This is a genomic window from Mycobacterium sp. 1423905.2 (genome assembly GCF_001673155.1).
Taxonomy (GTDB): Bacteria; Actinomycetota; Actinomycetes; order Mycobacteriales; family Mycobacteriaceae; genus Mycobacterium.
The window spans coordinates 1-22,693 of sequence record NZ_LZLE01000025.1; the positions used below are offsets into that span (position 1 = coordinate 1).

A 22,693-nucleotide genomic window follows, 5' to 3' on the forward strand; every position below is an offset into this window, starting at 1 on the left:
CGGTCAGCGAAGCCGAGGCGCTGGCCGAGCTGCGCGCGCTCGCCGACTCCAACACCGTCGCCGTCTCGATGATCGGCGGTGACGATCTCGATGCCCAGCGGCCGCGCGCGAGTGGTCAGCACGGCCGCGGTCTGGGCGAATACGTCGACGTCGACGGCCAGCCGGTTGGCCGGGCCGCGGACCGCGCGATGCATCAAGGTCATGGCCTCGGCGGCCGCGGTGCCCTCGTCGAGCATGGAGGCATTGGCGATCTCGAGCCCGGTCAGGTCGGTCACCATCGTCTGAAAGTTCAGCAACGCCTCCAGTCGACCCTGGCTGATCTCCGGCTGGTACGGCGTGTAGGCGGTGTACCACGCCGGGTTCTCCATGATGTTGCGCAACAAGACCGGCGGCGTGAGCGTGTCGTAGTAACCCTGGCCGATCATCGAGACGGCGACGGTGTTGGAGTCGGCGAGCGCGCGCAGCTCGGCCAGCGCCTCGGCTTCGCTGACCGCTGGGGGCAGGCGGTCTAGACCCGGCGCGGCGCCGGTGTTGGTGAGCTTGTCGAGAATGCCGGCGGGGACCGCCTTGGCTGCCAGGGCGTCGAGCGAATCGACGCCGATGACGGCGAGCATGGTCGCAACGGCAGCACTGTCGGGGCCGATGTGTCGGTCTGCGAACGTGGACAAGGCGAACTCCTGACACCGGGAAAGGACTATGAGCCCTCCCCCTCTGTCTTCACCCGATCCCGGGCGCCTGAGAGATTCGGCGCCGTTGTTTGTGGCGCCTTTCCCCATCGGCGGGTGAGGACCGGTCGGGTCGTCACCGCTTTCCAGAGGCATCGTTGTCTCGGGCGGTCCGGGTGCCTGAGAGGTTGACGGAGAGGTATTGCTCCTTCGGCGTCCGTAGCTGGCGGCCACAGAACTCTCCCGCGCGAGAGCGATGCGTGGTCCAGTTTACTCGTCGGTGCTCAGCGCCGCCTAGGCGGACAACTGCGCACCGTCGCCGGCGAAAGGCGTCGGGAAGATCAGCCGATCTTGCGGTCGCGGTGCTTGCGCCGAGATGCCAGTTCGTCTTCGGGCGCGGCGATCGACTCGCCGCCGTCGGCGCGTTCACCCGGGAAGTCGGCGATGACGCCGGTCAGCTCTCGCATGGCGCCGGACACGGCGATGCCGAACACTCCCTGCCCCCCTTGCAGCAGGTCGACGACCTCTTCGGCCGATGTGCACTCGTACACCGAGGTGCCGTCGGAGAACAACGTGATGTTGGCGAGGTCCTGTACGCCGCGCTGACGCAGGTGGTCGACCGCGACGCGGATGTTGTGCAACGAGATTCCGGTGTCCAGCAACCGCTTGACGATCTTGAGGACGAGGATGTCTTTGAACGAGTACAGCCGCTGGCTGCCGGACCCCGCCGCGCTGCGGATGGACGGGACCACCAGCGACGTGCGGGCCCAGTAGTCCAGTTGCCGATACGTGATTCCCGCGATCTGGCAGGCGCTGGGTCCGCGGTAGCCGACCAGCTCGTCAGGCACGGAGTCGTCGGGGAACAGCCCCGGTTGTACGGGTTCGGTGGAGACGACGCCAGGGGTCGTGGTGGCCGGGCGGTCGGCAAGGTCGAGCTGTTCTTGACGTGGCTGTTCGCTCACGGTGCTTTCCTCTCGCCGATCGCGCTGGGGGTACTAGCTGCGTCACGGACTGCTCCGACAGCCACATTTCTCAGGCCCGAGTGCTAGAGAGCATACGCCGTTCGGCAGCTGCCATGCTCCCCGTTGATCATCAACTCGTCCTCAAAGTATGGCCGCAGGGGTCGTCAGTGGTTGATATCCGCCGGGCGTGTCGACATTGCACGTGTGTGATATGAGACGCATCCGTGATGTTTGCCGTCGGGCCCAGCCGAAGCCGACTAGGTGGCCTTGAAGTCGTCGGGTGACACGCTGTCCAAGAATTCCTTGAACTTCTCCACCTCGTCTTCGCGCACCGCACTGCTGGATTCCTCGTCGCCCTCGTCGGGGATGAGCAGGCCGGCTTGGGCTAAAACCGCTTCCTCGACGTAGATCGGGACGCCGACGCGCAGGGCGATTGCCACCGAGTCCGACGGCCGGGCCGACACCTTGATGTCGCGGTCGAAGATCAGGTCGGCGTAGAAGGTGCCTTCCTGCAGGTCGACGATGCGCACTTCCTTGAGTGAATGCCCAAGAGCAGCAATGACATCCTTGATCAGGTCATGCGTCAACGGCCGCGGCGGCTCGACGCCTTGCTGCTCGAGAGCGATGGCCGCTGCCTCGGACTGGCCGATCCAGATAGGCAGATACCGGTCACCGTTGGCCTCGCGAAGGAGCAGCACCGGCTGGTTCTGCGGTTGCTCGACGCGAATGCCGACAACACGAACTTCGCCCATTTGTGTCTGCCCTCCGCATATGCCGCCGTGTCGACCTAACACTCAGCGTGACGACGCGGTGAACACCATGTCTAGGGTCTTGCCGTCAAACACCAAGCTGTCAACGAAAGTCTAGTCCTCAGCGGTGCAGAAGGTCGCGAACGGCCGACTTGATCAATGAGGTGTGCAAAGTAATCGCGAGCGCGGCGACCTCGCGCGCCAGGTCGTCAGCGCGGTCTCGGGCGCCCGCCTTGTCGGCCTTGACCATGGGGCCGGCGATCTGAGCGATGAGGTCGGACTGCCGATCGGCCGCGGACCGAAAGGCGCGCAGGTGGCGCGGTTCGACGCCGTACTCGGCCAGCGCCCGCGCGCACTGCAGAATCACGACCGCATGCTCGTCGAAGAAACCGCCCGGCCCGGCGGTGATGACGCCGGCCTTGAGCAGGGCGGTGAGCAGCTCTTCTTCGACACCGGCTCGTTCCAGCAGGTCTTCTCGGCTGAGCCGGATGTTGCTGGGCGCCACCGTCGCAGCGTCCGGCGCGTCCTCGGGCGCCGCGCTGTCGTTGGAGACCGAGACCAATCGCGGTACGCCGTAAGAGCTTCCGGAGGGTGGCAGCTCGCCGTCGGGCTGGGCATCGAGTTGGGCCCGGATGACCTTCAGCGGGAGATAGTGGTCGCGCTGGGCGGTGAGGATGAAACGCAGTCGTGCGCAGTCGTATGCGGTGAACCGTCGATAACCCGATGCCGCACGCTGCGGCGTCACCAGCCCCTCGGCCTCCAAGAAGCGAATCTTGGAGATCGTGACGTCGGGAAAATCGCGTCGCAGCAGGTCCAGGACCGCCCCGATCGACATCCCGGTCAGTCCGGGGCTATCGGGTGCGCTCACTAGCCTGCGGATCCCCCGTCATCGTCACCCTTCGGGCCGGTCAAGAACACCAGGCGGAACTTGCCGATCTGCACCTCGTCGCCGTTGGCCAGCACTGCGGAATCCACCGGCTCACGGTTCACGTAGGTGCCGTTGAGGCTGCCGACGTCGACGACGTTGAACTCGTTGCCTTCCAACCGGAATTCGGCGTGACGACGGCTCACGGTGACGTCGTCGAGGAAGATGTCGCTGTCGGGATGGCGGCCCGCAGAAGTGATGGCTTGGTCCAGCAGGAAGCGAGACCCGGCGTTGGGTCCGCGTTTGACGACCAGCAACGCCGAGCCAGCGGGAAGCCCTTCGACTCCCGATACCGAACTCTCGGTGCCCGCTTGCGCGGGAGCGTCCAGCTCATTGAGAAAGTCGGCGCGGAAGACCGAGGTCGTTTCCACAGTGACTTCGTCAGAAGTCTGGTCGTTATCCATGTCCGTCACCCGCTGCTCCTCACTGGCCGCTGTGGCGTTGTCTACCGGCCCGTTCGGCCGGCTTGTCACTCGGAATTACCGCCTGTACTGCCTTTACTGCTTTTTACTACTTCGGAACAGTTATGTCCGACCGTACCGCGCACGGGTCGAGAATGCGCCCACCACTGCAGGATCGTAAGCCCGATACCCCGGCTTTTCTAAGTCCAACTGAAGTCCCCTGAGGACCTGTGCGCGGTCCGCATCGTCGACTCGCGACGCATTCGGCGACCTTAGCAACCGTCACTCGGCCAGGGTCTCGCGGTAGGCCTCGGCGTCCAGCAACTCGCCGATCGCGGCTTCGAGGGCGGCGACGTCGGAGTTCTCGACCTCAATCTCCACCAGCCAGCCCGCGCCGTAGGGATCGGAGTTCAGCAGATCGGGGCTGCCGTCCAGATCCCCGTTGACCGCAGACACGGTGCCCGACACCGGCGCGTAGAGGTCCGACACCGATTTGGTCGACTCCACCTCGCCGAAGGATTCACCGGAGGTGACCGCGGCGCCGACATCCGGCAGCTGCACGAAGACCACGTCGCCCAGGGCCGACTGCGCGAAGTCGGTGATTCCCACGCGGACGGTGTCGTCCCCACTGCGCCGAACCCACTCGTGTTCGGCGGTGTAATGCAGATCGGACGGGATATCGCTCACGGTGATCCTGTTCTGGTCGGGTCTCGCCGGCTTCTAGTTCACTTGACGGGCTGAGCGTATTGGTGCGGTTTTGGTTGCCGCAAGGTGGTGATGTCCACTCGGTCGGCCTGTTGCACGGTGATCCGCCCCCCGACGCGTTTGACGCTGTCGTCGGCGCCGCCGGGGATGTTCATCGCCGCAGCGAGCGTGGGCGGATCGCCAATGGCCAGAACGGAATACGGCGGCGCCAACGTCTTGGAGTCGACGCTCAGCGAGCCCGGAGCGCCGACGATCCAGGTGTCTACGCCGACCCGGACGGATTGGCGGCCGTCGGTGATCTCGATGGCCTCGGCGCCGGCGGCCCGCAGTTCGTTGAGCACGTCGAGCATGGTTTCCGGCGCCACGCCAGGGCCGGGGTCTTCGATCTTGACCGTGACGCCCGGACCGGTCGCGCCCACAGTACCGACCAGGATGGACAGCGCGGCCAATCTGGATTGCGCGCTTTCGATGGCCGCTTGGTCGTTGTTGCCGGAGGCCTGTAACGCGTTGAGTGTGTTCTGCAGGTCGGCCACCTCGGTGTTCAGCGCCGCCTCCCGTTGCCGCATGGAGTCCAGCAGCACCAACAGGTCTGCCGGACGGGCGTTTTCCAGCGAATCCCCGGATTCGTTCTGGCGGACCTGGGTGACGATGGCGATCCCCAGGACCAGGCAGAGCAGGACGGCCAGCGCGCCGAACACCCAGCGCGAGCGACCGCCCCTGCGCAACGTGGACAGCCCGGTGCGTCGCAGTGGCCCGATCTCGGGACGGGGACGATCCGCCGGGAGTTCGTGACGGCCCCGCCGCGCGGCGTAATGCTCGGGCTCCTCGTGTTGCGTTGCCGCGTCGGAGGTTTCGTCGGGTTGCGATTCTGGAACGTCGTCGGTCACCGTGGCCTCACTTCGATCAGGCTCCGAACAATCGGCGGCGCAATGCGGCAGCGTTACCGAAGATGCGGATGCCCAGGACGACGATGATGGCGGTGGATAGTTGAGTGCCCACTCCCAGCTGGTCGCCGACATAGACGATCAAGGCGGCGACGAAGACGTTGAAGACGAACGACACCACGAAGACCTTGGGGTCGAAGATGCGTTCGAGATAGGCGCGCAGGCCGCCGAATACGGCGTCGAGGGCGGCGACTACGGCGATGGGCAGGTACGGCTGGACCACCTCGGGCACATTGGGATGAAACAGCAACCCCAACACGATCCCGACGGCAAGCGCAGCGATACCGATCATGCACTAGGGCCCAATCTGCTTGGCGAATCGGACATCTCGGGTGGTGCCGGCGGGCAGTGTCAAGCCGTCTCCGGCGTCGACGCTCACCACTACGCCGTAGGAGATTTCCAGCAACTTGAGCCGGCGCATACCGGGGCTCTGGTCGAAGACTTCTTGCATCCCGTGAGCCGGCCCGATTGCCAGGATGCTGTAGGGGCTGCTGGTCGGATTGTTGTCGACGAGGATCGCTCCCCCGGCCTGACGGATGGTGACGTTGGGTCCGATCCGGGTGCCGTCCACCGAGATCGCTTCGGCTCCACTGGCCCACAGCGAGTTGACGACGAGCTGCAGGTCGCGGTCCAGGATCACCTGTTGCCTGCCGCTGACCCGCTGTTTGGACGCATCGGACAAATTAGGGCCGGCTCCCGGGTCGGTCACCGTGAGGGTCAGACCGGGGCCGACGACACGGGTGCTGGCGGCGGGCAGGCTCAGCGCGTCGAGGCGACCGAGCAGTCGCTGGCCTTCGGCGTCGTCGGTGAGGGCGGCGCGCCGGACCTCATCGACCTTGGCCGACAGCGCGTTACGCCGTTGCGCCAAGCGGGTGGCGGTGGCCTGGGTGGAACGCACATTGGTGGCCAGCAATTGCTGGGCGGTCCGGACGCCGGGTGCTACCGAGCGGGCTTGGGCGACGGCCGCGGCGAAGACCGTCGCCACCAGGGTCGCCGCCAGCGCCTGCCACATCCAGTTGAATGCGCGGTCGCGGCCGCGCCGCGGGGCCTCCGAGCCGTTCCGCGCCGCAGCCGCCGCCGCGTAGCCGGGGTCTAGATGCTCGGAGAGCAGCGCACGCAGCAGCGACGGCACCGGAATGGTCTGCGGGCGCGACGCGGCGTGGGCGTTGTAGCCGGCGTTCGGGTCGTAACCGCCGAGCGTGCGGTCGGTATCAGCCACGCGCACCCGCTTTACGCGCCGTCTTGGGCATCCGCCGCATCACCAGCACCATCTGCACGATGTAGAGCACGAATGCCCACAGGTACATGTACAAGCCCCAGATCAGGAACGCCCAACCGCATGCCCCCACCGCGTGGCTCCACGTGGTGGGCCACTGACCGAGCAGCACCAGAGGAAAGCCCGACATGAGGGCGAACGTCGCGCCCTTGCCGACATAGGTCACCGGAAGCGCGGTGAGTCCGCGACTGCGCAGCAACGGCAGGGTCGCGGCCAGGGCGCCGTCGCGCGCCAGCAGGGCGATGACGAACCACCAGGGCGCGATGCCGCTGAGCCCGAAGACGAGCGGCACGGTGATCATGTACAGCCGGTCGACGGCGGGGTCCAGCAGTACGCCCAGGCGGGAGGACTGGTTGAGCAGTCGCGCGATCTTGCCGTCCGCCCAGTCGGAGGCGCCGCTGAACATCAAGATCGCGACGGCCCAGCCGTTGGCGTGGGTGACCAGCATCAGGTAGACGAACACCGGGATCAGCGCCAGGCGGATCACGCTCAGCACGTTGGGCACCGTGAGCACCCGATTCGGCGCGAGCACCTGCTCCATAAGCCGAGACCTTAGTCCAACGCCCACTGCGCGGCTGCCCGCACACTCGGGCACCAGTGTGCGGCTGGGCGCACACTCGCGGGCCTCAGCGGAAGACGCCGGGCAAACTCAGCGTGGAGAGCGTGTCGTCGGACAGCGGGTTGTCGTTGACCATGTAGGTCCACGTCGACGTCGGGCGCGCCAGCTTGGACAGGTCCAGCCCCGGTTCTTCGTCCAGCACGTTGGCGGTCTCGAAGGTCTGCTGCGCCGCCTCGATCGCGTCGGCGGCCAACGAGGCGAACGCGTCCACCGCCAACCGGTGGAACTCGTCGAGCGGGTTCTGCCGACCCAGCGCCCGCAGATGGATGCTCTCGCGGATGTCAGCCAGATACGCCAGGTGATCGGCCCAGCCGCGGTCGAGGTGAAAGAGCATGATCAGCCGGCAGATCTTCTCCAGGCGGTCCTCGGACAAGTCCTTGGACAGCTCCTGGTACCGCTTGGGCGCCAGATCTTCGAGCTCCTCGCGCGCAGTCGCGGTGCGCAGCAACGTGTTTCGACGGTCGACGATGATGGCGCGCTGCTGGGCGATCAGCTGGTTGTAGCGCCAGGTGTTGGCGTGCACATCGAGCAACCGGCCTTCGGCGACGCGCTGGGCGTGGTCGAGCAGGCCGGCGCTCTTGGGGCTCAGAATGCGACCGTCCTCGTCGGTTTCCATCGGCAGCTTGTTGTGGTCGAGGTTGGCCGCCACCACGTCGTCTTCCCAGCTGGAGAAGAACACCGAGGAACCGGGGTCGCCTTGGCGGCCGGCCCGGCCGCGCAACTGATTGTCCAGCCGCTCGGTGTGGTGCCGGCCGGTGCCGACCACGTGCAGGCCGCCGAGTTCGGCGACTCGGTCATGGTCGGCCTCATCGGACCCGCCCAACCGGATATCGGTGCCGCGGCCGGCCATCTGGGTGGACACCGTGATCCGCCCGTATTCGCCCGCCTCGGCGATGACTTGAGCTTCCTCGGCGTCGTTTTTGGCGTTGAGCACCACCGCGGGCACACCGCGGCGCAGCAGCCGTTCGTGCAGCTCCTCGGATTCGGCGACGTCGTGGGTGCCGACCAGCACCGGCTGCCCGGTCTCGTGCACCTCGGCAATGTGGGCGACGATCGCATCGTTTTTGGCCGCCGCGGTGATGTATACCCGGTCGGCCTCGTCCTCGCGGATGTTCGGGGTGTTCGGCGGGATGGGCGAGACGCCGAGCTTGTAGAACTGGCGCAGCTGTTCACCGGCGGCCAGCGCGGTGCCGGTCATGCCGCACACCGTCGTGTAACGGTTGATCAGCGCCTGCACGGTGATGGTGTCGAGCACCTCGCCGGTTTCGGTGGTCTCAATGCCTTCCTTGGCTTCCACGGCGGCCTGTAAGCCGTCGGGCCAGCGCTGCAGTTGCGCGATGCGGCCCCGGGAGGAGTTGATCAGGTGCACCGCGTCGTCGCGAACGATGTAGTGCACGTCGCGGTGCAGCAGCACGTGCGCGTGCAGGGCCACGTTGACCTCGGTCAGCGTGGTGCCCACATGTTCTTCGGAGTACAGGTCGATGCCGCCGAGCGCCTTTTCCACTTTGCGGGCGCCGGCTTCGGTGAGGTGGACGTTGCGATTGTCCGAGTCGGTGTCAAAGTCCTTCTCCGGCACCAGCTCGCCGACCAGCTTGATGATCTCCACCCGCGGGGTTTCCCGGTGGCTGGTGCCGGCCAGCACCAGCGGCACCAGCGCCTCGTCCACCAGGACGGAGTCCGCCTCGTCGATCAGGGCCACGTCCGGGTTCGGCGAAACCAGGTCCTCGACGTCGGTCACCAGCTGATCGCGCAGTACGTCGAACCCGATCTCGTTGACCGAGGCGTAGGTGACGTCGCAGGCATACGCGGTGCGGCGGTCTTCGGCGCTGGACTCGGCGGTGATCCAACCGACGGTCAGGCCCATCGCTTCCAGCAGCGGACCCATCCACTCGGCATCCCGGCGGGCCAGATAGTCGTTGATGGTGACGACGTGCACGTGCCGGCCGCCCAGCGCATATCCGGCTGCCGCGATGGCCCCGGCCAGCGTCTTGCCTTCACCGGTCGCCATTTCGATGACATCGCCGGCAAGCATGCGCAGCGCGCCCAGCAGCTGCACGTCGAACGGACGCAGCCCGGTCGCCCGCTCGGCCGCTTCCCGCGCGATCGCCAGGAACTGCGGGATGTCGGAGGACTCGGCCAGGTCGTCGAGATCCAGCAGGCCAGTGGCCTTGCGAAGTTTCTCGTCGCTGAGGTCGGCGGCCTTCTCGTCGAATTCCTCTGACGCGGTGACCGCGGACATCGAGCGGCTGCGGTTCTTGTCCGTACTGGCGCCCAGCAGCTTCCAGAATCGGCTGCTCAGGCGGCCGGGCTGAGCGCGGGTGGTCTTAGGCACGCCCCAACGGTACGCGACCCACCCACCGGCACGGGCGTGCGTGTTTGTCCGCGACACGCCGGGCGCAGCCGTACCGCTGCGCACGCTCGCGGTGGGGTCAGGCCAGGTTCGAGCGGCGGGGATAGGCGATGGCGGGGTCGGTGAGCACGTTGACCACCGAGGGCAGACCGCTGGCGAAGGCGCGTTCCAGCGCCGGGCGCAGCTCGGCGGGCGCGGACACCAGTTCCCCGTGGCCGCCCAGCGTGCGGACGATCTCGTCGTAGCGGGTCCCTGGGCGTAGCTCGGCCACCACCGAGTAGCCGTACAGCGCCTCCATCGGGTGCTTCTCCAAGCCCCAGATGCCGTTGTTGCCGATGACGGAGACCACGGGCACGTTGTGCCGCGCCAGCGTGTCCCACTCCATGCCGCTGAATCCGAAGGCCCCGTCGCCCTGCAGCAGCACGACCTGTCGCTCCGGGCGCGCCAGTTTGGCCGCCAGCGCATAACCCGGACCCGAACCAAGACAGCCGAACGGCCCGCTGTCCAGCCAGCACCCGGGCTGGTAGCTGTCGATCACCCGACCCGCATACGAACCGAAGTCCCCGGCGTCGATCACGACGACGGCATCACGATCCAATAGAGGGGCTAGTTCGGCGTAGACCCGCATCGGGTGCAGCGGCGCGCGGTCGTCGGCGAGCTCGGACCGCTCTTTCTCGCGCGCCGCGGTTTCGGTGGCCCGCAGCTCGCTGATCCACTCTTGATGGTCGGCACCGCGGCCCGCGGCCAGGGCGCCCAGGGTGTCGCCGAGGTCGCCGTAGAGGCCGGCGACGACGGGCCGCGGCGGTTCGCGGTCGGGTTCGGCGCGGTCGGCCACCACCAGCTGGGTTTGCGGGCCGAACACCCCGCCGAAGCCGAGCCGGAAATCCATGGGGACGCCGACGATGAGCGCAACGTCGGCTTCGCCCAACGCTTTTGAGCGTGCCCGGGAAAACGCGAGCGGATGGTCCGCGGGCACCATCCCGCGGGCCATCCCGTTCATCAGCACCGGGATCTGCAGGGTTTCGGCCAGCCGCAACAACGCTGACTCGGCATGGCCCCACCAGACGTTGGTGCCGGCCATGATGACCGGCCGTTGTGCCGCAGCGAGCAGGCCGGCAACCCGGTCCAGAGCCGCGCCGTCGGCGCGTGCTGCCGCAGGCATCTCCCGCAGTGCGCCGGGACGGCCGTCGTCGTCGGACATCGAAAACACGTGGTCCATCGGGAAGTCCACGAACGCCACACCCGACGGCGCACCGATCGCCGCGCGCAGCGCCTCGTCGATGAGCCGGCCGGCATCTTCGGCGGACTGTGCGGTGGCGGCGAAGCGGGCCAGCGGCGCCACAAACGGCACGTGGTCGATCTCTTGCAGCGAACCCATCCCCCAGCGCAGCGCCGGCGCTCGACCGCCGAGGACGACCAGCGGTGACTGGTTCTGCTGTGCCGCGCCCATCGCGCTCATGCCGTTGGTGACGCCGGGTCCGGCGGTCAGCGCGGCCACCCCCGGCACCCGGGTGACTTTGGACCAGCCTTCGGCGGCGAAGGCCGCGGTCTGCTCGTGGCGGGTGTCGACGAGGCGGATGCCTTCCTCGCGGCAGCCGTCGTAGATGGAGAACAGGTGGCCGCCCGACAAGGTGAAAATCGTGTCTATGCCGCTGGCTTTGAGCCGACGCGCGATCAGCCGGCCGGCATGGATGGTCTGGGCGGGTGCGGCGTCGGTGGTCATAGTCGGAGCCTAGCCAGCTTCGTCAGGTACGTTCGCCGGAGGATTTCCGTCGCGCAGCCACCGACTGTGAGGAGACGTCGCCTTGGGCCCTAAGCCGTTTAAGCCGTCCATCGACTGGTCTAGGGCGTTGCTGGACTCGGTGTTCTGGTCCGCCAAAGCCTGGGCGATCAGCGCCGTCTGTGTGCTCGTGGTGCTGCTGCTGATCAGGTACCTGACCACGTGGGGCCGGCAGTACTGGCGGGTCACCGGGGACTACTTCGTCGGGCGCAACAGCGTCCGGGTGTGGCTGATGCTCGGCGTGCTGCTGCTATCGGTGGTGCTCAGTGTGCGGCTCAACGTCCTGTTCAGCTATCAGGGCAACGACATGTACACCGCGTTGCAGAAAGCGTTCCAAGGCACCGCATCTGGTAACAACGCGGTACGGGACTCGGGGGTGCACGGCTTCTGGGTGTCCATTGGCATTTTCTGCATCATGGCGGTCATCCATGTCGCCCGCGTGATGGCGGACATCTACCTGACGCAGCGCTTCATCGTCGCGTGGCGGACCTGGCTCACCGGACACGTCACCGCCGACTGGCTGAGCGGGCGAGCCTACTACCGCGACCTGTTCATCGACGACACCATCGACAACCCCGACCAGCGCATCCAGCAAGACGTGGACATCTTCACCGCGGGGACCGGCAGTACGCCCAACCAGCCGGCCAACGGCACGACGAACACGCTGCTGTTCGGGGCGGTGCAAGCGGTTATTTCGGTGATCTCGTTCGCCGCGATCCTGTGGAACCTGTCCGGAACCCTGACCCTCTTCGGCGTCTCGTTGCCGCGCGCCATGTTCTGGACGGTCATCGTGTACGTCCTGGTGGCCACCATCATCGCGTTCGTCATCGGTCGTCCGCTGATTTGGCTGAGCTTCCGCAACGAGAAACTCAACGCCGCTTTCCGTTACGCGCTGGTGCGGTTGCGCGACGCCGCCGAGGCCGTCGGCTTCTACCGCGGCGAGCGGGTGGAACGCGGTCAACTGTCGCAACGGTTCACCCCGATCATCACCAACTATTTACGGTTCGTGAACCGCAGCATCGCCTTCAACGGCTGGAACCTGGTGGTGAGCCAGGCGATCGTCCCGTTGCCGTGGGTGATTCAGGCGCCTCGACTGTTCTCCGGACAGATCGACTTCGGCGACGTGAGCCAGACCGCGACGTCGTTCGGCAATATCCACGATTCGCTGTCCTTCTTCCGCAACAGTTACGACGCGTTCGCGTCATTCCGGGCGGCGATCATCCGGTTGCACGGGCTCGTCGACGCCAACGAGCGTGGCCGCGCGTTGCCGTCGGTGTTCGTCAAGCCCAGCACGGACGGCACGGTGGAACTGCAGAACGTCGAAGTCCGCACGCCGGGCGGCGACCGGCTGATCGATCCGCTCGACGTCCAGCTCAACGCCGGTGACTCCCTCGTTATTACGGGTCGTTCGGGCGCGGGCAAGACCACGCTGCTGCGCAGCCTCGCCGAGTTGTGGCCGTATGCGTCGGGGGCGTTGTCGTGCCCGGACGGTGACCACGGAACGATGTTCTTGTCGCAGCTGCCCTACGTCCCGTTGGGCACGCTGCGCAGCGTCATCTGCTATCCCAATGCGCCGGAAAACATCTCCGATGCCCAGCTGCAAGACGTCCTCACGAAAGTGGCCCTGGCCCCGCTTTACAGCCGTCTCGACGAGGAGCAGGACTGGGCCAAAGTGCTCTCCCCCGGGGAGCAGCAGCGCATCGCGTTCGCCCGCATCCTGCTGACCAAGCCGCGCGCGGTGTTCCTGGACGAGTCGACTTCGGCCCTCGACGAGGGCTTGGAGTTCGCGCTGTACCAGCTGGTGCGCACCGAGCTGCCGGAATGTGTGGTGGTCAGTGTGAGCCACCGCAACACCGTCGAACAGCACCACGAACAGGAGCTCAAGCTGCTGGGCGGCGGCGAGTGGCGGCTGGGTCGGGTGGAGAAGCAGCCCGCGCCGGTTTAGGTGTCGTCGTCGAGATTGCCGTGGCGGTTGTGCTTTCGCCGCGGGTCACGACCATGGCGGCAATCTCGGCGCTAACGACGGGCCGCGTGCGCTCTGGCGCTAACGACGGGCCGCGTGCGCTCCGGCGCGGCGCCCGAAGAACGAACCTTCGCCCAGCTGCGTCCCACTGGCATAGCCCTTACCGTCCTGGGCGATGTTGATGGCGCACGCTCCGGCCGCGTAGAGACCGTCGATCACCGTGCCGTCGTCGCGCAGCACCCGCCCGTCAACGGAGGTGGCCAACCCCCCGATGGTGAACCCGGCGTACATGGCTTTGCCGAGCGACATGTCGAACGCACCCCACGGCCCTTTGTCCTGTGCCGCAAGGAATTCCGGCTGTTTGTGGAAGTCGGGATCTTCGCCTTTGGCGGCATAAATGTTGTAGCGGTCCAGCGTCGCGACCAGGTTACCTTGCGGAATACCAAGTGCGGCTTCCATTTCCGGCACCGTTTCCCATCCGTCGATCAACGGAACCAGCGGCATCTTGGGATGCTCCAGATGGGCCTCGTCGACAATCAGGTACGCCGCGCTGTCGGGCTGGTCCATGATGAAGCCAGACGTCCGCGAATGATAGGAATCTTCGGCGACGAACCGCTGCCCGAGCTTGTTGACGATGATGCCGGTCAGCAGGATCGACGGCGGGTACGGCGGTGCGGTGATGAAAATCTGGTCCATGTGCTGGGTGGCGCCGCCGGCCGAGACGCCCATCCGGATGCCCAGGCCGTCGTCATAGGTGTTGCCCAGCACGAAAGGCTTCTCGGCGAGTTTCGGAGTGTACTTGGCAACCATGTTTGGGTTCATCACGAACCCTCCGGCCGCGATGATCACCGACTTAGCCTTGATCGCACCGGTTTCGGCGAAGTGTTTCCAGATCACTCCGGTCACCGCGCCCGCATCGTTCACGACGAGCTCGCTCGCCCCAGTCTCGTAACGGATCTGGACCCCCAAGCTCGCCGCGCGCTTGAGCAGGAGGTCGATCACCATGCTGGCACCGCCCGTATCGCCCGGTACCGGCACTTTGTGCCCACGCGGTGCGGGAACCGCCATCTCCAAAAAGGGCCACACCTTTTCGTTTCCGGTGTACATCAGGCCCTCGGTGTTGGGCTGGATCACGGCCTTGCCCGGGAAGAAACTGCGCTCGAACTGAAAACCCAAGTCTTCCAACCAATTGAAATGCTCGACGCTTCCGTCGCAGTAAGCCTTGATCTTCGCGTGGTCGGGCTGCCGGGACACCGCCACCAGATACTTGTACATCTCCTCCGGCGAATCCGTGTGACCGGTCGCCTGCTGGACCGCGGTCCCACCACCGAGGTAAAAGTGTCCTCCCGCAAGCGAAGTCGTTCCCCCGGCAACGGCCGCGCGTTCCAGCACCAGCACCCGTGCGCCGGCGGCGGCCGCGCTGACCGCCGCGCAGCCGCCGGCGATGCCGAAGCCAATCACCAGGACGTCCACGTCGTCCGACCACGACGTCACCGAGTCCGCATTGACCGTGTCTGGTATGTCGGTGCTCACCGCTGCTCCTGTTTGATGTAGTCGTAGAACGCCTTGATCTCCGGAGAGAGGTAGGCGATTTCCAGATACGGCATTCCAGCCTGCGGCGCCGATACGTAGGCGAAGTGAATACCGCCGGGCATCACGCCTTGCTGAACCACCTGCGCACCGTGGTCGACGGCGTCAGCGAGCGCGGCGTCGAGCTGCTCGAGGCTGTCGGCTTCGGTGCAAAGGTGATGCAAGCCCGGGCCGTGGTCGCGCAGGAAGTCACTATAGATATTCTCCCCGCGGACTGGAGAGATCAGTTCGAGCTGCATATCCCCGAGGTAGCTCAACGAGATGCTGGCAACGAAATCGGCGGGCCGGCCTTGGTAGCTGCACGAGTCCGGGCCGAAGTGCACGTCGGGGATGCGGACCCATTTGCGGGCGCCTAAGAGGCCGGTTAAGGCGGTTTCGGTGGCGTCCAAATCGGAGGTAACCCATGCGATCTGCGTCGGCGATTGAACGGAAAGGTTCATCGTCTCGCAGAATAACCCACCCTGTTCACGGCTTTAAAGGCCACGAGTGGCTTTGCCGTCATCGTCAGATCTCAGCCCGACGGGTTCGGGTGAACACGTTCTAATTTGCTGATTGGTCAGCGTCGGGTGAGGACTTCGACGAGCATCCGCATTTGCGTATCGAACACCGCCTCGGGATCGGTCAGCGTGTCGGGTCCGTACTGGCCGAAGACCTCGAGGCTGATCGCACCCACCACGCCCGCCCACAGCAAGAAGCACTTGGCCAGCAAGCGGTCGTCGCCGGGAAATCCGAACTGGTCCCGAATGCGCTCGAAGTCCGACGACATGGGTTGAGGGGCAAGGTCGGTGGTCAACAGAATGTCGCCCATGGTGATTCCGGCACCGATCGCGTCGAAGAACGCCCGCACCACCCGGGTGCCCACTCCGGTGGTGCGGTCGGGCGGAGCGTGGTAACCGGGAACCGGGCTGCCGTACAGCAACGCCCACCGCGATGGGTGCGTAACCGCCCAGCCGCGAACCGCGCGCGCAATGGCAAACACGTCGTCACGCCACATGTCGGCGGCGGTTTCATTACGCGCTCGGTCCACGGTGTCGGCCAGCTCGGTGTAGGCGTCGACGAGTAGCAGGGTCAGCAGCTCGTCGCGGCTGGCCACGCAGCGGTGCAGATCTGCGGGCACAAGGTCCAGCTGCTCGCACACGGCGCCGAGCGACAACCCGGCCGCGCCGTGGTCTGCCAGTTGACGACGGCCAACCTCGATGACCTTTTGCTCGATGGACTCCCGCGAATCCTGGCCTACGCCCACGCCGCAAAGTCTGACACGCGGTAACCGATACCTTGGGCCTAATGCGTGAGAGTCGCGCCCATGTCCTCGTGGACCTGCTCGGAGGCGCTCTGCCAGGACACGGCGGCCGGGAAGTCGCCCCACATGCTGTTGAAGATTCCGAGGATCTGACCGGCCCGGCCGTTCACGTTCGAGTAGACCGGCCCGCCCGAGTCACCTTGCTGGCTCTGTACCCCGTGCGACATCGTGAACCACCCGTTGTTGACGCTCTCCACCGTCCCGCAGGTTTCGCCGGTGGTGATACCGAAGTGGCAGACCGCGTCGCCCGGGTGGGGCACTACGCCGGCGCTGGACTGCAACGCGCGTCCGCCCGGCAGGACGTTGCTGGTCCGGACGTTGTCGGCCAGCACGATCGCTTCGTAGTCGGCGATGACCTGGTCGGTGGCGACGGTGGTTCCCGTGGGTGTGTTGTCCCGGAACGTGGCTAGCCGGCCGATGACGTTGTTGTCCCTATCGGTGACGACATCGCCGCCGCGGCAGTGCCCGGCCGAAAACGCCATTCTGCGGGCCTGGTCGACATAGCCAAGGGTGCACACGTGGTTGCCCTGATGGATCTCCATGCCCGGGAAGACCGCGACGGGATCGGCGCTGGCGGTCACCGGCGGCAGGCCCGCCGTCAGGGCAGCGGCGATAGCGGATGCGGCGAATCCTCGGATAGCCAGACGGCGCACGATCATCTCCGATCCGTCGAAGCCGGCACCGCGTGCACCGGCAGACTGGCGATGGCGGGTGCCTTCACCCGACGGTAGGTCTTTCGCGCCAGCTACCGACGATGTTACGGAGAAGTAGCGACCGGGACAGCGTCAGTTCGCTTGGCCCGGGTCCGCGGCGCCCATCCCGGCGGCCCGAACACATAGCCCAGTCGGTCCCGCAGCCGTGTCGCCGACCGCCAGTCACGTGCGATCGCACGGTACTCGTGAGTCTGCAGCTTCCAGATGTTGAAAGTGTCGACCTGTTTGGTCAGACCGTAGTGCGGCCGGAACAACTCCGCTTGGAACGTGCCGAACAGCCGGTCCCACAAGATGAAGATGCCGCCGTAATTCTTGTCGAGATACACCTGGTCCATGCCGTGGTGGACCCGGTGATGTGACGGCGTATTGAAGACGAATTCGAAGATCCGCGGCAGCTTGTCGACTCGCTCGGTGTGTACCCAGAACTGATAGATCAGGTTGACCGAGAACGCGAAGAACACCAGCCACGGCGGAACACCCATGAGCGGTAATGGCATCCACATCAGGATTTCGCCGCTGTTGTTCCACTTCTGCCGTAACGCGGTCGCGAAGTTGAAATATTGGCTGGAATGGTGCGCTTGATGGGTCGCCCAGATCAACCGAACGCGGTGGGCGATGCGGTGGTAGGCGTAGTAGAGCAGGTCGACACCCACGATCGCGATCACCCACGTGTACCAAGCCGAAACCGGCAGGTGCCACGGTGCCAAGTAGGCATAGATGGCGGCGTAGCCGAGTAGCGCCAGCGTCTTCCAGCCCGCCGTGGTGGCGACCGAGACCAGGCCCATCGAGATACTCGCGACCGAATCGCGGGTGAAGTAGGCGCCGGACGCCGGCCGCGACTCGTCGGTGACGATGCTTTCCAGCTTGCGCGCCGCTGTCCACTCGAGGATCAGCAGTAGCAGGAAAAACGGAATGGCAAACAACACCGGGTCCCGCATCTGCGGCGGAAGTACCGACAGGAAATCGAGGCCGTGCACAACGAACAGACTACGACTCCCGGCGAGCGTCTGGTGATCGCCTAGTCCACACTGGGGCAGCGATGGACAGCAAAACGCTCAAACCCACTTTTGGCCAGCGACTGCTGCGCTCCACCGGCGTGCGCAACCGGCTGTTCCCCCCGGCGAAGCTGGAGCGTTGGGCAGCGCACCCCCGTCCTCCCTACGCCGGTAACCCGTCGAGGCGAGTCTTGCGGAAGGTCGAAGTCACCCGGGCCGACCTCAACGGGCGTCCGGTCTACCACGTGACTCCACTGTTGGCCGACGGCGAAACGCTGACCGGTCACCTGCTCTATCTGCACGGCGGAGCCTACGTACTCGATCTCCTCCCCCACTTTCACTGGCCGGCGATCGCCAAGATCGCCCTCACCATGCGCCGGACGATGACGGTGCCGATTTATCCGATCGCTCCCGAACACACCTACCGGGAGGTGTTTCCGTTCCTGTTGCAGGTGTACCGGCGGATCTTGACCGACCAAGAACCGAATTCTGTTGCCTTCATGGGTGATTCGGCGGGCGGCGGAATGGCTTTCGCCTTGTGTCATGCGGTGCGTGATGCCCGGCTGCCCCAGCCGACGGATGCCGTGCTGCTGTCGCCGTGGCTGCACTTGGCTCTACCGGATCCCGAGGTGGCCGCGGTGGCGAAAATCGACCCGTTTCTCAACGTCGACGATCTGCGTGCGGCCGGGATCCGCTATGCCGGCGGGGACCCGCTCGACAATGCTCTGCTCAGTCCGAGCGTCGGGTCCCTGGCCGGCTTGCCGCGGTTGACGATCTTCACCGGTACCCACGACGTGCTCAACCCCGACGCTCGGGCCTTCCGGGACCGGGCGGCGGCCGAAGGAATCCAGATCGGCTGGCACGAAGTGGACGGCGGTTTGCACACCTGGATGCTGCTGCCAGGTAAGAAGGCGGCAGCCACGCTCGTCCAAATGCGTGAGGTGTTGAGCCGTTGATTCCGGTGGTGGTGATCGGCTCGGGCTTCGCGGGGCTGTGGGCGGCGCTGGGTGCCGCGCGGCGAGCCGATGAACTGGCCGTTCCCCCGAATGAGGTCGGCATCACGGTGTTGAGCTCGACACCGTTCCACGACATACGCGTTCGCAACTACGAGGCCGACTTGACCGCGTGCCGCATCCCCCTCACCGACGTGCTAGAGCCTGCGGGGATTGCGCACATCACCGCCGAGGTGCGCGCGATCGACCCCGAACGACGCACGGTGACAACCTCATCGGGTGACGTGATCGGCTACGAACGACTCGTTCTCGCCTCGGGCAGCCGCGTGGTGAAACCGGACCTACCGGGTCTGCGCGAGTTCGGTTTCGACGTCGACACCTACGAAGGTGCGATGGCGTTGCAACGGCACCTGAGGCGGTTGGCCGTCGGGCCGCCAACCCGCGCAGCGGCCACCGCCGTGGTGGTCGGAGCCGGCCTGACCGGCATCGAGACGGCGTGCGAACTGCCCGCCAGGCTGCGAGAGGTCCGCGCCGGCGACGTGACTCCACGTGTGGTTTTGGTCGATCACAACATCGTCGTCGGCTCCGACATGGGTGCATCCGCAAGGCCGGTCATCGAGAAGGCATTGGCGGACGACGGTATCGAGACAATGACCGGCGTCGGTGTGGCGGCGGTGGATGGGCAGTCGGTGTTGCTGTCGTCGGGTGAAGAGATACCCACCAGAACCGTGGTGTGGTGTGCCGGCATGCGCGCCAGTTCGCTGACCGAGCAGCTGCCGGTGGTACGCGACCGGCTGGGACGCGTCGGGGTGGACGACTACTTGCGTGTAGTCGGCGTGCCCGCAGTGTTCGCCGCCGGTGATGTGGCTAGGGCTCGAATGGATGACGAACACCACTCGGTCATGTCGTGCCAACATGGTCGGCCGATGGGCCGTTATGCCGGCTACAACGTGATCAGCGATCTGTTCGGCGAGCCCATGCTGCCTCTCAGAATCCCCTGGTATGTCACCGTTCTCGATCTAGGGCCGGCCGGCGCGGTGTACACCGAGGGTTGGGAGCGCACGGTGGTCAAGTCTGGCGCCGACGCCAAGGCCACCAAGCAGACGATCAACACTCGGCGCATCTACCCGCCGTTGACTAGAAGTCGCAGCGACTTGTTGGCCGCGGCAGCACCGGATCTGCAGGCCCGCCCTTAATCAGGGTGCGGCGCGGGCAAGATCGGGTTCGTCTGATCACCGGCATACCAGTGCACCGCGAAAATTCCTGGCTGCAACGACAATTCCGCGACCAGCCGCTCCAACCGGGCCGGCACGTTTCCGCCCATCAACAAATGAGCCGTCAGCGCCATGTTGTCCTCACCAGTGGGTGCGGTGTGGATGCCCCGCAACGTGATGTCGTTACTACTGGTGTGTTGGACGATCTGCGCCCGCGCGTATTTCTCCGCCTTGGGCCGGCAGATCAGCTGCAGCTGATAGGGCTCCAAGCCTTCGTCGTCTTCGGCTGAATTGTCGTGGTCGATCAGCCGCCCAAGCGGACGCCCCAGCAGGTGAATGATGACGATGGTGCCGGTACCGATCAACGCGAACACCAAATGGCCCGAAGCGGACAACACACCCACCGCCGCCGAGCACCACAGCGTCGCTGCGGTGTTGAGGCCGCGGACGTTGAAGCCGTCGCGCAGAATCACCCCTCCGCCGAGGAACCCGATCCCCGACACCACATACGACGCGACCCGGGTGGGGCTGCTGTCCTGGGTCGCGGTCGCATACAGTACGAAAAGCGTTGCGCCGGTAGCCACCAGCGCGTTGGTGCGCAACCCGGCCATGCGCGCTCGCCACTGCCGCTCGAACCCGATGAGCGCACCGCATCCCACTCCGACGGCAAGACGCAGTGCGAAATCAGCGACGGTCAGGGTGTGCATGACGGCCCCCTCTCTCGCAATCCTTGGACAGCGAGGGCAGCTAACCACAAGCGGGTTAACGAGAGGTGGAGTCCAGGCAAACCGGCTGGACACCGGTAACCCACGGGGAATTCCGGCGACACCGGATCGTCGCTATCCGCCTTTCGGGGTCAGGTGTTCGGGGCAATAGGTGTTCGACGCGACCGCCGCGAACTTGGCCGCGGCATCCAACGTCATCCCAGGATTCTGATCCTTGATGTCGTTGACCACCTGCAAACCCGTCTCACCCTTGCTCATCAAGCCACACACCGCTTTGGCCGATGCGACGGCTTGCCCAGGGCTGTTGTAGACGATGCCGGCATTGTCCAAAGCCACCAAAAACGCCGCGTCGTCCCCTTGCGGCTCACCGTTTGCGGGCGCCGCGAAACCGATGACGGACAACACGCCGACGGAGGCTAACAGCAGTCTGCGCATCGCCGCAGCTATCTCGACGGCACATCGGGCAGGGTGACTTTGGGCTTGTCCCCGTTCGTGACGTGAACCGCATGGATGCCGGGTTCCTTGGACAATTTATCGAGCAGATTGTCCAGACCGGCTTTGTCCACATTCCAGTGCTGCACCGACTCCGGTTCTTTCTGCAGCTTGGCGATGACACTGTCGAGTTTGACCGGCTCGACGGCGCCCTTCGCGCCGTTGGCGCGAGCCCGGGCGCCGCTTGCGGTGAAGACCTGCGGCCCGGCTGCGCCCAATGCGCCACCGGTGAGGCTGCCCAGCGCCATCTGGCTGAGTAGATCTCCCGGGATGCCCGCTGCCGGCGCGGCGGCCAGGCTGGTGGCCGGCAGTCCGGCGGAAACCATCCTGATCGCCGGCGTCGCCGACGCCCAACTCGGGGGCACTGACAATTTGCCCACCACGTTCGACTCACCCACGCCGGCCGATACCGCAGCGGAACTGGTCAAGGAGGCCGACCGCAGCCCCAACCCGGCTCCCAGCGCCGACTTGGGAATCTCGAGCGCGTCGACCGGGGGCTTGTAGAACATCTTGAACTCGGTCATGCCGAGGTTGACCGGGCTCATGCTGTCGTTGGCTACCGTGCTGAACCGCCCGATGTCGGCCAAGATTCCGAAGGTGTTCTCCCAGGTGATGCCCGCCAACGGTGTGCCTGTCACCGTGTTGAGCAGCTGGCTCCAGAACTGCATATATGCCGTGGAGGCGCTGCCGAGAGCCTGCAGCAGTTGGGTGACGATGTCGAAGGGGAAGGGCAGCGCCGCAGCGCTGGGCACGGCGGTGGCTGCCGCGGCGGTCGCGCTGTCCAGGCCGGCGGACTGCCCGGACGCCGCAGCTTGGTTGGCCAACCCCGATGCATTCGTGGTTTGCGGTGGCTCGGTGAAGGGCGTCAGTCTGGAGGCGGCCGCCGATGAACCGGCGTAGCCGAACATCGCTGCCGTGTCTTGCGCCCACATCTCCGTGTACTGGGCTTCCGTGGCAGCAATTGCCCCGGTGTTCTGCCCGAAGATGTTGGTCGCCACCAACGCTGCCAGCAGGGCGCGGTTGGCTGCGATCTCCGGTGGCGGCACGACGGCGGAGAAGGCGGTTTCATAGGCACCGGCGGCCGCCTTCGCCTGGTCGCCCGCCAACTTCGCGTGCGCCGAAGTCGCTGACAGCCAAGCGACGTAGGGCGCGGCCGCGGTCGCCATGGCGACCGAGGACGGGCCGATCCAGGCTTCGCTGGCCAGCGCGTCGACGATCGAACCGTATGACACCGCCGTGTCCTGCAGCTCCCCGGCCAACGCGTCCCAGGCGGCGGCCGCCGCCAGCATCGGCCCCGCGCCCGGACCGGTATACATCTCACCGGAGATGATCTCCGGCGGACGGAACGCGAAACTCATTGCGCATTCTCCTT

The 22,693-nt window shown here is 65.9% G+C and carries 22 protein-coding genes, 1 pseudogene and 1 riboswitch; of the genes and pseudogenes, 3 read left to right on the plus strand and 20 right to left on the minus strand.

Features of this window, described 5'->3' with window-relative positions; all coding sequences use genetic code 11:
* The 12 genes and pseudogenes from A9W95_RS01495 to A9W95_RS01550 form a co-directional block, all read right to left on the minus strand.
* Nucleotides 1-776, minus strand: a pseudogene (locus A9W95_RS01495) (hypothetical protein); the annotation flags it as partial.
* 47 nt (nt 777-823) lie between these two features.
* A riboswitch (glycine riboswitch) is annotated at nt 824-921 on the minus strand.
* 85 nt (nt 922-1,006) lie between these two features.
* Nucleotides 1,007-1,627, minus strand: coding sequence for a MerR family transcriptional regulator (locus A9W95_RS01500; RefSeq protein ID WP_067408884.1), 621 nt, complete (start codon nt 1,625-1,627; stop codon nt 1,007-1,009).
* A gap of 257 nt (nt 1,628-1,884) precedes the next feature.
* A complete protein-coding gene (locus A9W95_RS01505) occupies nt 1,885-2,379 on the minus strand; it encodes a bifunctional nuclease family protein (protein ID WP_067408885.1) in 495 nt (164 codons plus the stop codon).
* Between the two features lie 118 nt (nt 2,380-2,497).
* Nucleotides 2,498-3,244, minus strand: coding sequence for a MerR family transcriptional regulator (locus A9W95_RS01510; protein ID WP_067408886.1), 747 nt, complete (start codon nt 3,242-3,244; stop codon nt 2,498-2,500).
* Nucleotides 3,244-3,705, minus strand: a complete 462-nt coding sequence (garA, locus tag A9W95_RS01515) for a glycogen accumulation regulator GarA (RefSeq protein ID WP_371328010.1) — start codon at nt 3,703-3,705, stop codon at nt 3,244-3,246. The genes A9W95_RS01510 and garA overlap by 1 nt, the downstream gene beginning before the upstream one ends.
* 279 nt (nt 3,706-3,984) lie before the next feature.
* Nucleotides 3,985-4,389, minus strand: coding sequence for a glycine cleavage system protein GcvH (gene gcvH, locus A9W95_RS01520; protein WP_067408888.1), 405 nt, complete (start codon nt 4,387-4,389; stop codon nt 3,985-3,987).
* Nucleotides 4,390-4,427: 38 nt separating this feature from the next.
* Nucleotides 4,428-5,294 carry a DUF881 domain-containing protein gene (locus tag A9W95_RS01525; protein WP_067408889.1) on the minus strand — a complete coding sequence of 289 codons (867 nt, stop codon included), beginning with the start codon at nt 5,292-5,294 and terminating at the stop codon, nt 4,428-4,430.
* 16 nt (nt 5,295-5,310) lie between these two features.
* Nucleotides 5,311-5,643 (minus strand): small basic family protein, encoded by a 333-nt coding sequence (locus tag A9W95_RS01530; protein WP_067408890.1) that lies wholly within the window; start codon nt 5,641-5,643, stop codon nt 5,311-5,313.
* 3 nt (nt 5,644-5,646) lie between these two features.
* Nucleotides 5,647-6,570 carry a DUF881 domain-containing protein gene (locus A9W95_RS01535; RefSeq protein ID WP_067408919.1) on the minus strand — a complete coding sequence of 308 codons (924 nt, stop codon included), beginning with the start codon at nt 6,568-6,570 and terminating at the stop codon, nt 5,647-5,649.
* A complete protein-coding gene (locus tag A9W95_RS01540; protein ID WP_067408891.1) occupies nt 6,563-7,168 on the minus strand; it encodes a CDP-alcohol phosphatidyltransferase family protein in 606 nt (201 codons plus the stop codon). Before A9W95_RS01540 ends, A9W95_RS01535 begins: the two co-directional genes overlap by 8 nt.
* Nucleotides 7,169-7,253: 85 nt before the next feature.
* Complete coding sequence (gene secA2, locus A9W95_RS01545; RefSeq protein WP_067408892.1) at nt 7,254-9,578, minus strand: accessory Sec system translocase SecA2; 2,325 nt, start codon at nt 9,576-9,578, stop codon at nt 7,254-7,256.
* 97 nt (nt 9,579-9,675) lie between these two features.
* Entirely contained in the window at nt 9,676-11,319 is a 1,644-nt protein-coding gene (locus tag A9W95_RS01550) for an acetolactate synthase (RefSeq protein ID WP_067408893.1), read from the minus strand.
* A gap of 82 nt (nt 11,320-11,401) precedes the next feature.
* On the opposite strand from A9W95_RS01550, the gene A9W95_RS01555 reads away from it, so the two are divergent.
* Complete coding sequence (locus A9W95_RS01555; protein WP_067408894.1) at nt 11,402-13,321, plus strand: ABC transporter ATP-binding protein/permease; 1,920 nt, start codon at nt 11,402-11,404, stop codon at nt 13,319-13,321.
* A gap of 99 nt (nt 13,322-13,420) precedes the next feature.
* Here the strand turns inward: A9W95_RS01555 and A9W95_RS01560 are convergent, their stop codons facing one another.
* The 5 genes from A9W95_RS01560 to A9W95_RS01580 all read right to left on the minus strand — a co-directional run bounded on the left by A9W95_RS01560 (nt 13,421) and on the right by A9W95_RS01580 (nt 17,880).
* Entirely contained in the window at nt 13,421-14,872 is a 1,452-nt protein-coding gene (locus tag A9W95_RS01560; protein WP_067408895.1) for an FAD-binding protein, read from the minus strand.
* Nucleotides 14,869-15,369, minus strand: a complete 501-nt coding sequence (locus tag A9W95_RS01565; protein WP_067408896.1) for a VOC family protein — start codon at nt 15,367-15,369, stop codon at nt 14,869-14,871. The genes A9W95_RS01560 and A9W95_RS01565 overlap by 4 nt, the downstream gene beginning before the upstream one ends.
* A 116-nt stretch (nt 15,370-15,485) precedes the next feature.
* Entirely contained in the window at nt 15,486-16,172 is a 687-nt protein-coding gene (locus tag A9W95_RS01570; protein WP_067408897.1) for a TetR-like C-terminal domain-containing protein, read from the minus strand.
* Between the two features lie 38 nt (nt 16,173-16,210).
* Entirely contained in the window at nt 16,211-16,882 is a 672-nt protein-coding gene (locus tag A9W95_RS01575; RefSeq protein ID WP_156745951.1) for a hypothetical protein, read from the minus strand.
* Between the two features lie 104 nt (nt 16,883-16,986).
* The gene (locus A9W95_RS01580) at nt 16,987-17,880 is read right to left on the minus strand and encodes a sterol desaturase family protein (protein WP_067408921.1); all 894 of its coding nucleotides are present in this window, start codon (nt 17,878-17,880) and stop codon (nt 16,987-16,989) included.
* Between the two features lie 101 nt (nt 17,881-17,981).
* Here A9W95_RS01580 and A9W95_RS25835 point away from each other — a divergent pair, with 101 nt between their 5' ends.
* Together A9W95_RS25835 and A9W95_RS01595 are read left to right on the plus strand one after the other, a co-directional pair.
* Complete coding sequence (locus tag A9W95_RS25835; RefSeq protein ID WP_082982837.1) at nt 17,982-18,893, plus strand: alpha/beta hydrolase fold domain-containing protein; 912 nt, start codon at nt 17,982-17,984, stop codon at nt 18,891-18,893.
* The gene (locus tag A9W95_RS01595; protein ID WP_156745950.1) at nt 18,890-20,086 is read left to right on the plus strand and encodes an NAD(P)/FAD-dependent oxidoreductase; all 1,197 of its coding nucleotides are present in this window, start codon (nt 18,890-18,892) and stop codon (nt 20,084-20,086) included. Before A9W95_RS25835 ends, A9W95_RS01595 begins: the two co-directional genes overlap by 4 nt.
* Here A9W95_RS01595 and A9W95_RS01600 read toward each other — a convergent pair.
* From A9W95_RS01600 to A9W95_RS01610, 3 genes are all read right to left on the minus strand, one after another.
* A complete protein-coding gene (locus tag A9W95_RS01600) occupies nt 20,083-20,811 on the minus strand; it encodes an MgtC/SapB family protein (RefSeq protein ID WP_067408898.1) in 729 nt (242 codons plus the stop codon). The genes A9W95_RS01595 and A9W95_RS01600 overlap by 4 nt on opposite strands.
* Before the next feature lie 132 nt (nt 20,812-20,943).
* Nucleotides 20,944-21,264: a DUF732 domain-containing protein gene (locus A9W95_RS01605; protein ID WP_067408899.1), complete on the minus strand. Its 321-nt coding sequence runs from the start codon at nt 21,262-21,264 to the stop codon at nt 20,944-20,946.
* 8 nt (nt 21,265-21,272) lie between these two features.
* Entirely contained in the window at nt 21,273-22,679 is a 1,407-nt protein-coding gene (locus A9W95_RS01610) for a PPE family protein (RefSeq protein WP_067408900.1), read from the minus strand.
* Nucleotides 22,680-22,693 lie beyond the last annotated feature (14 nt).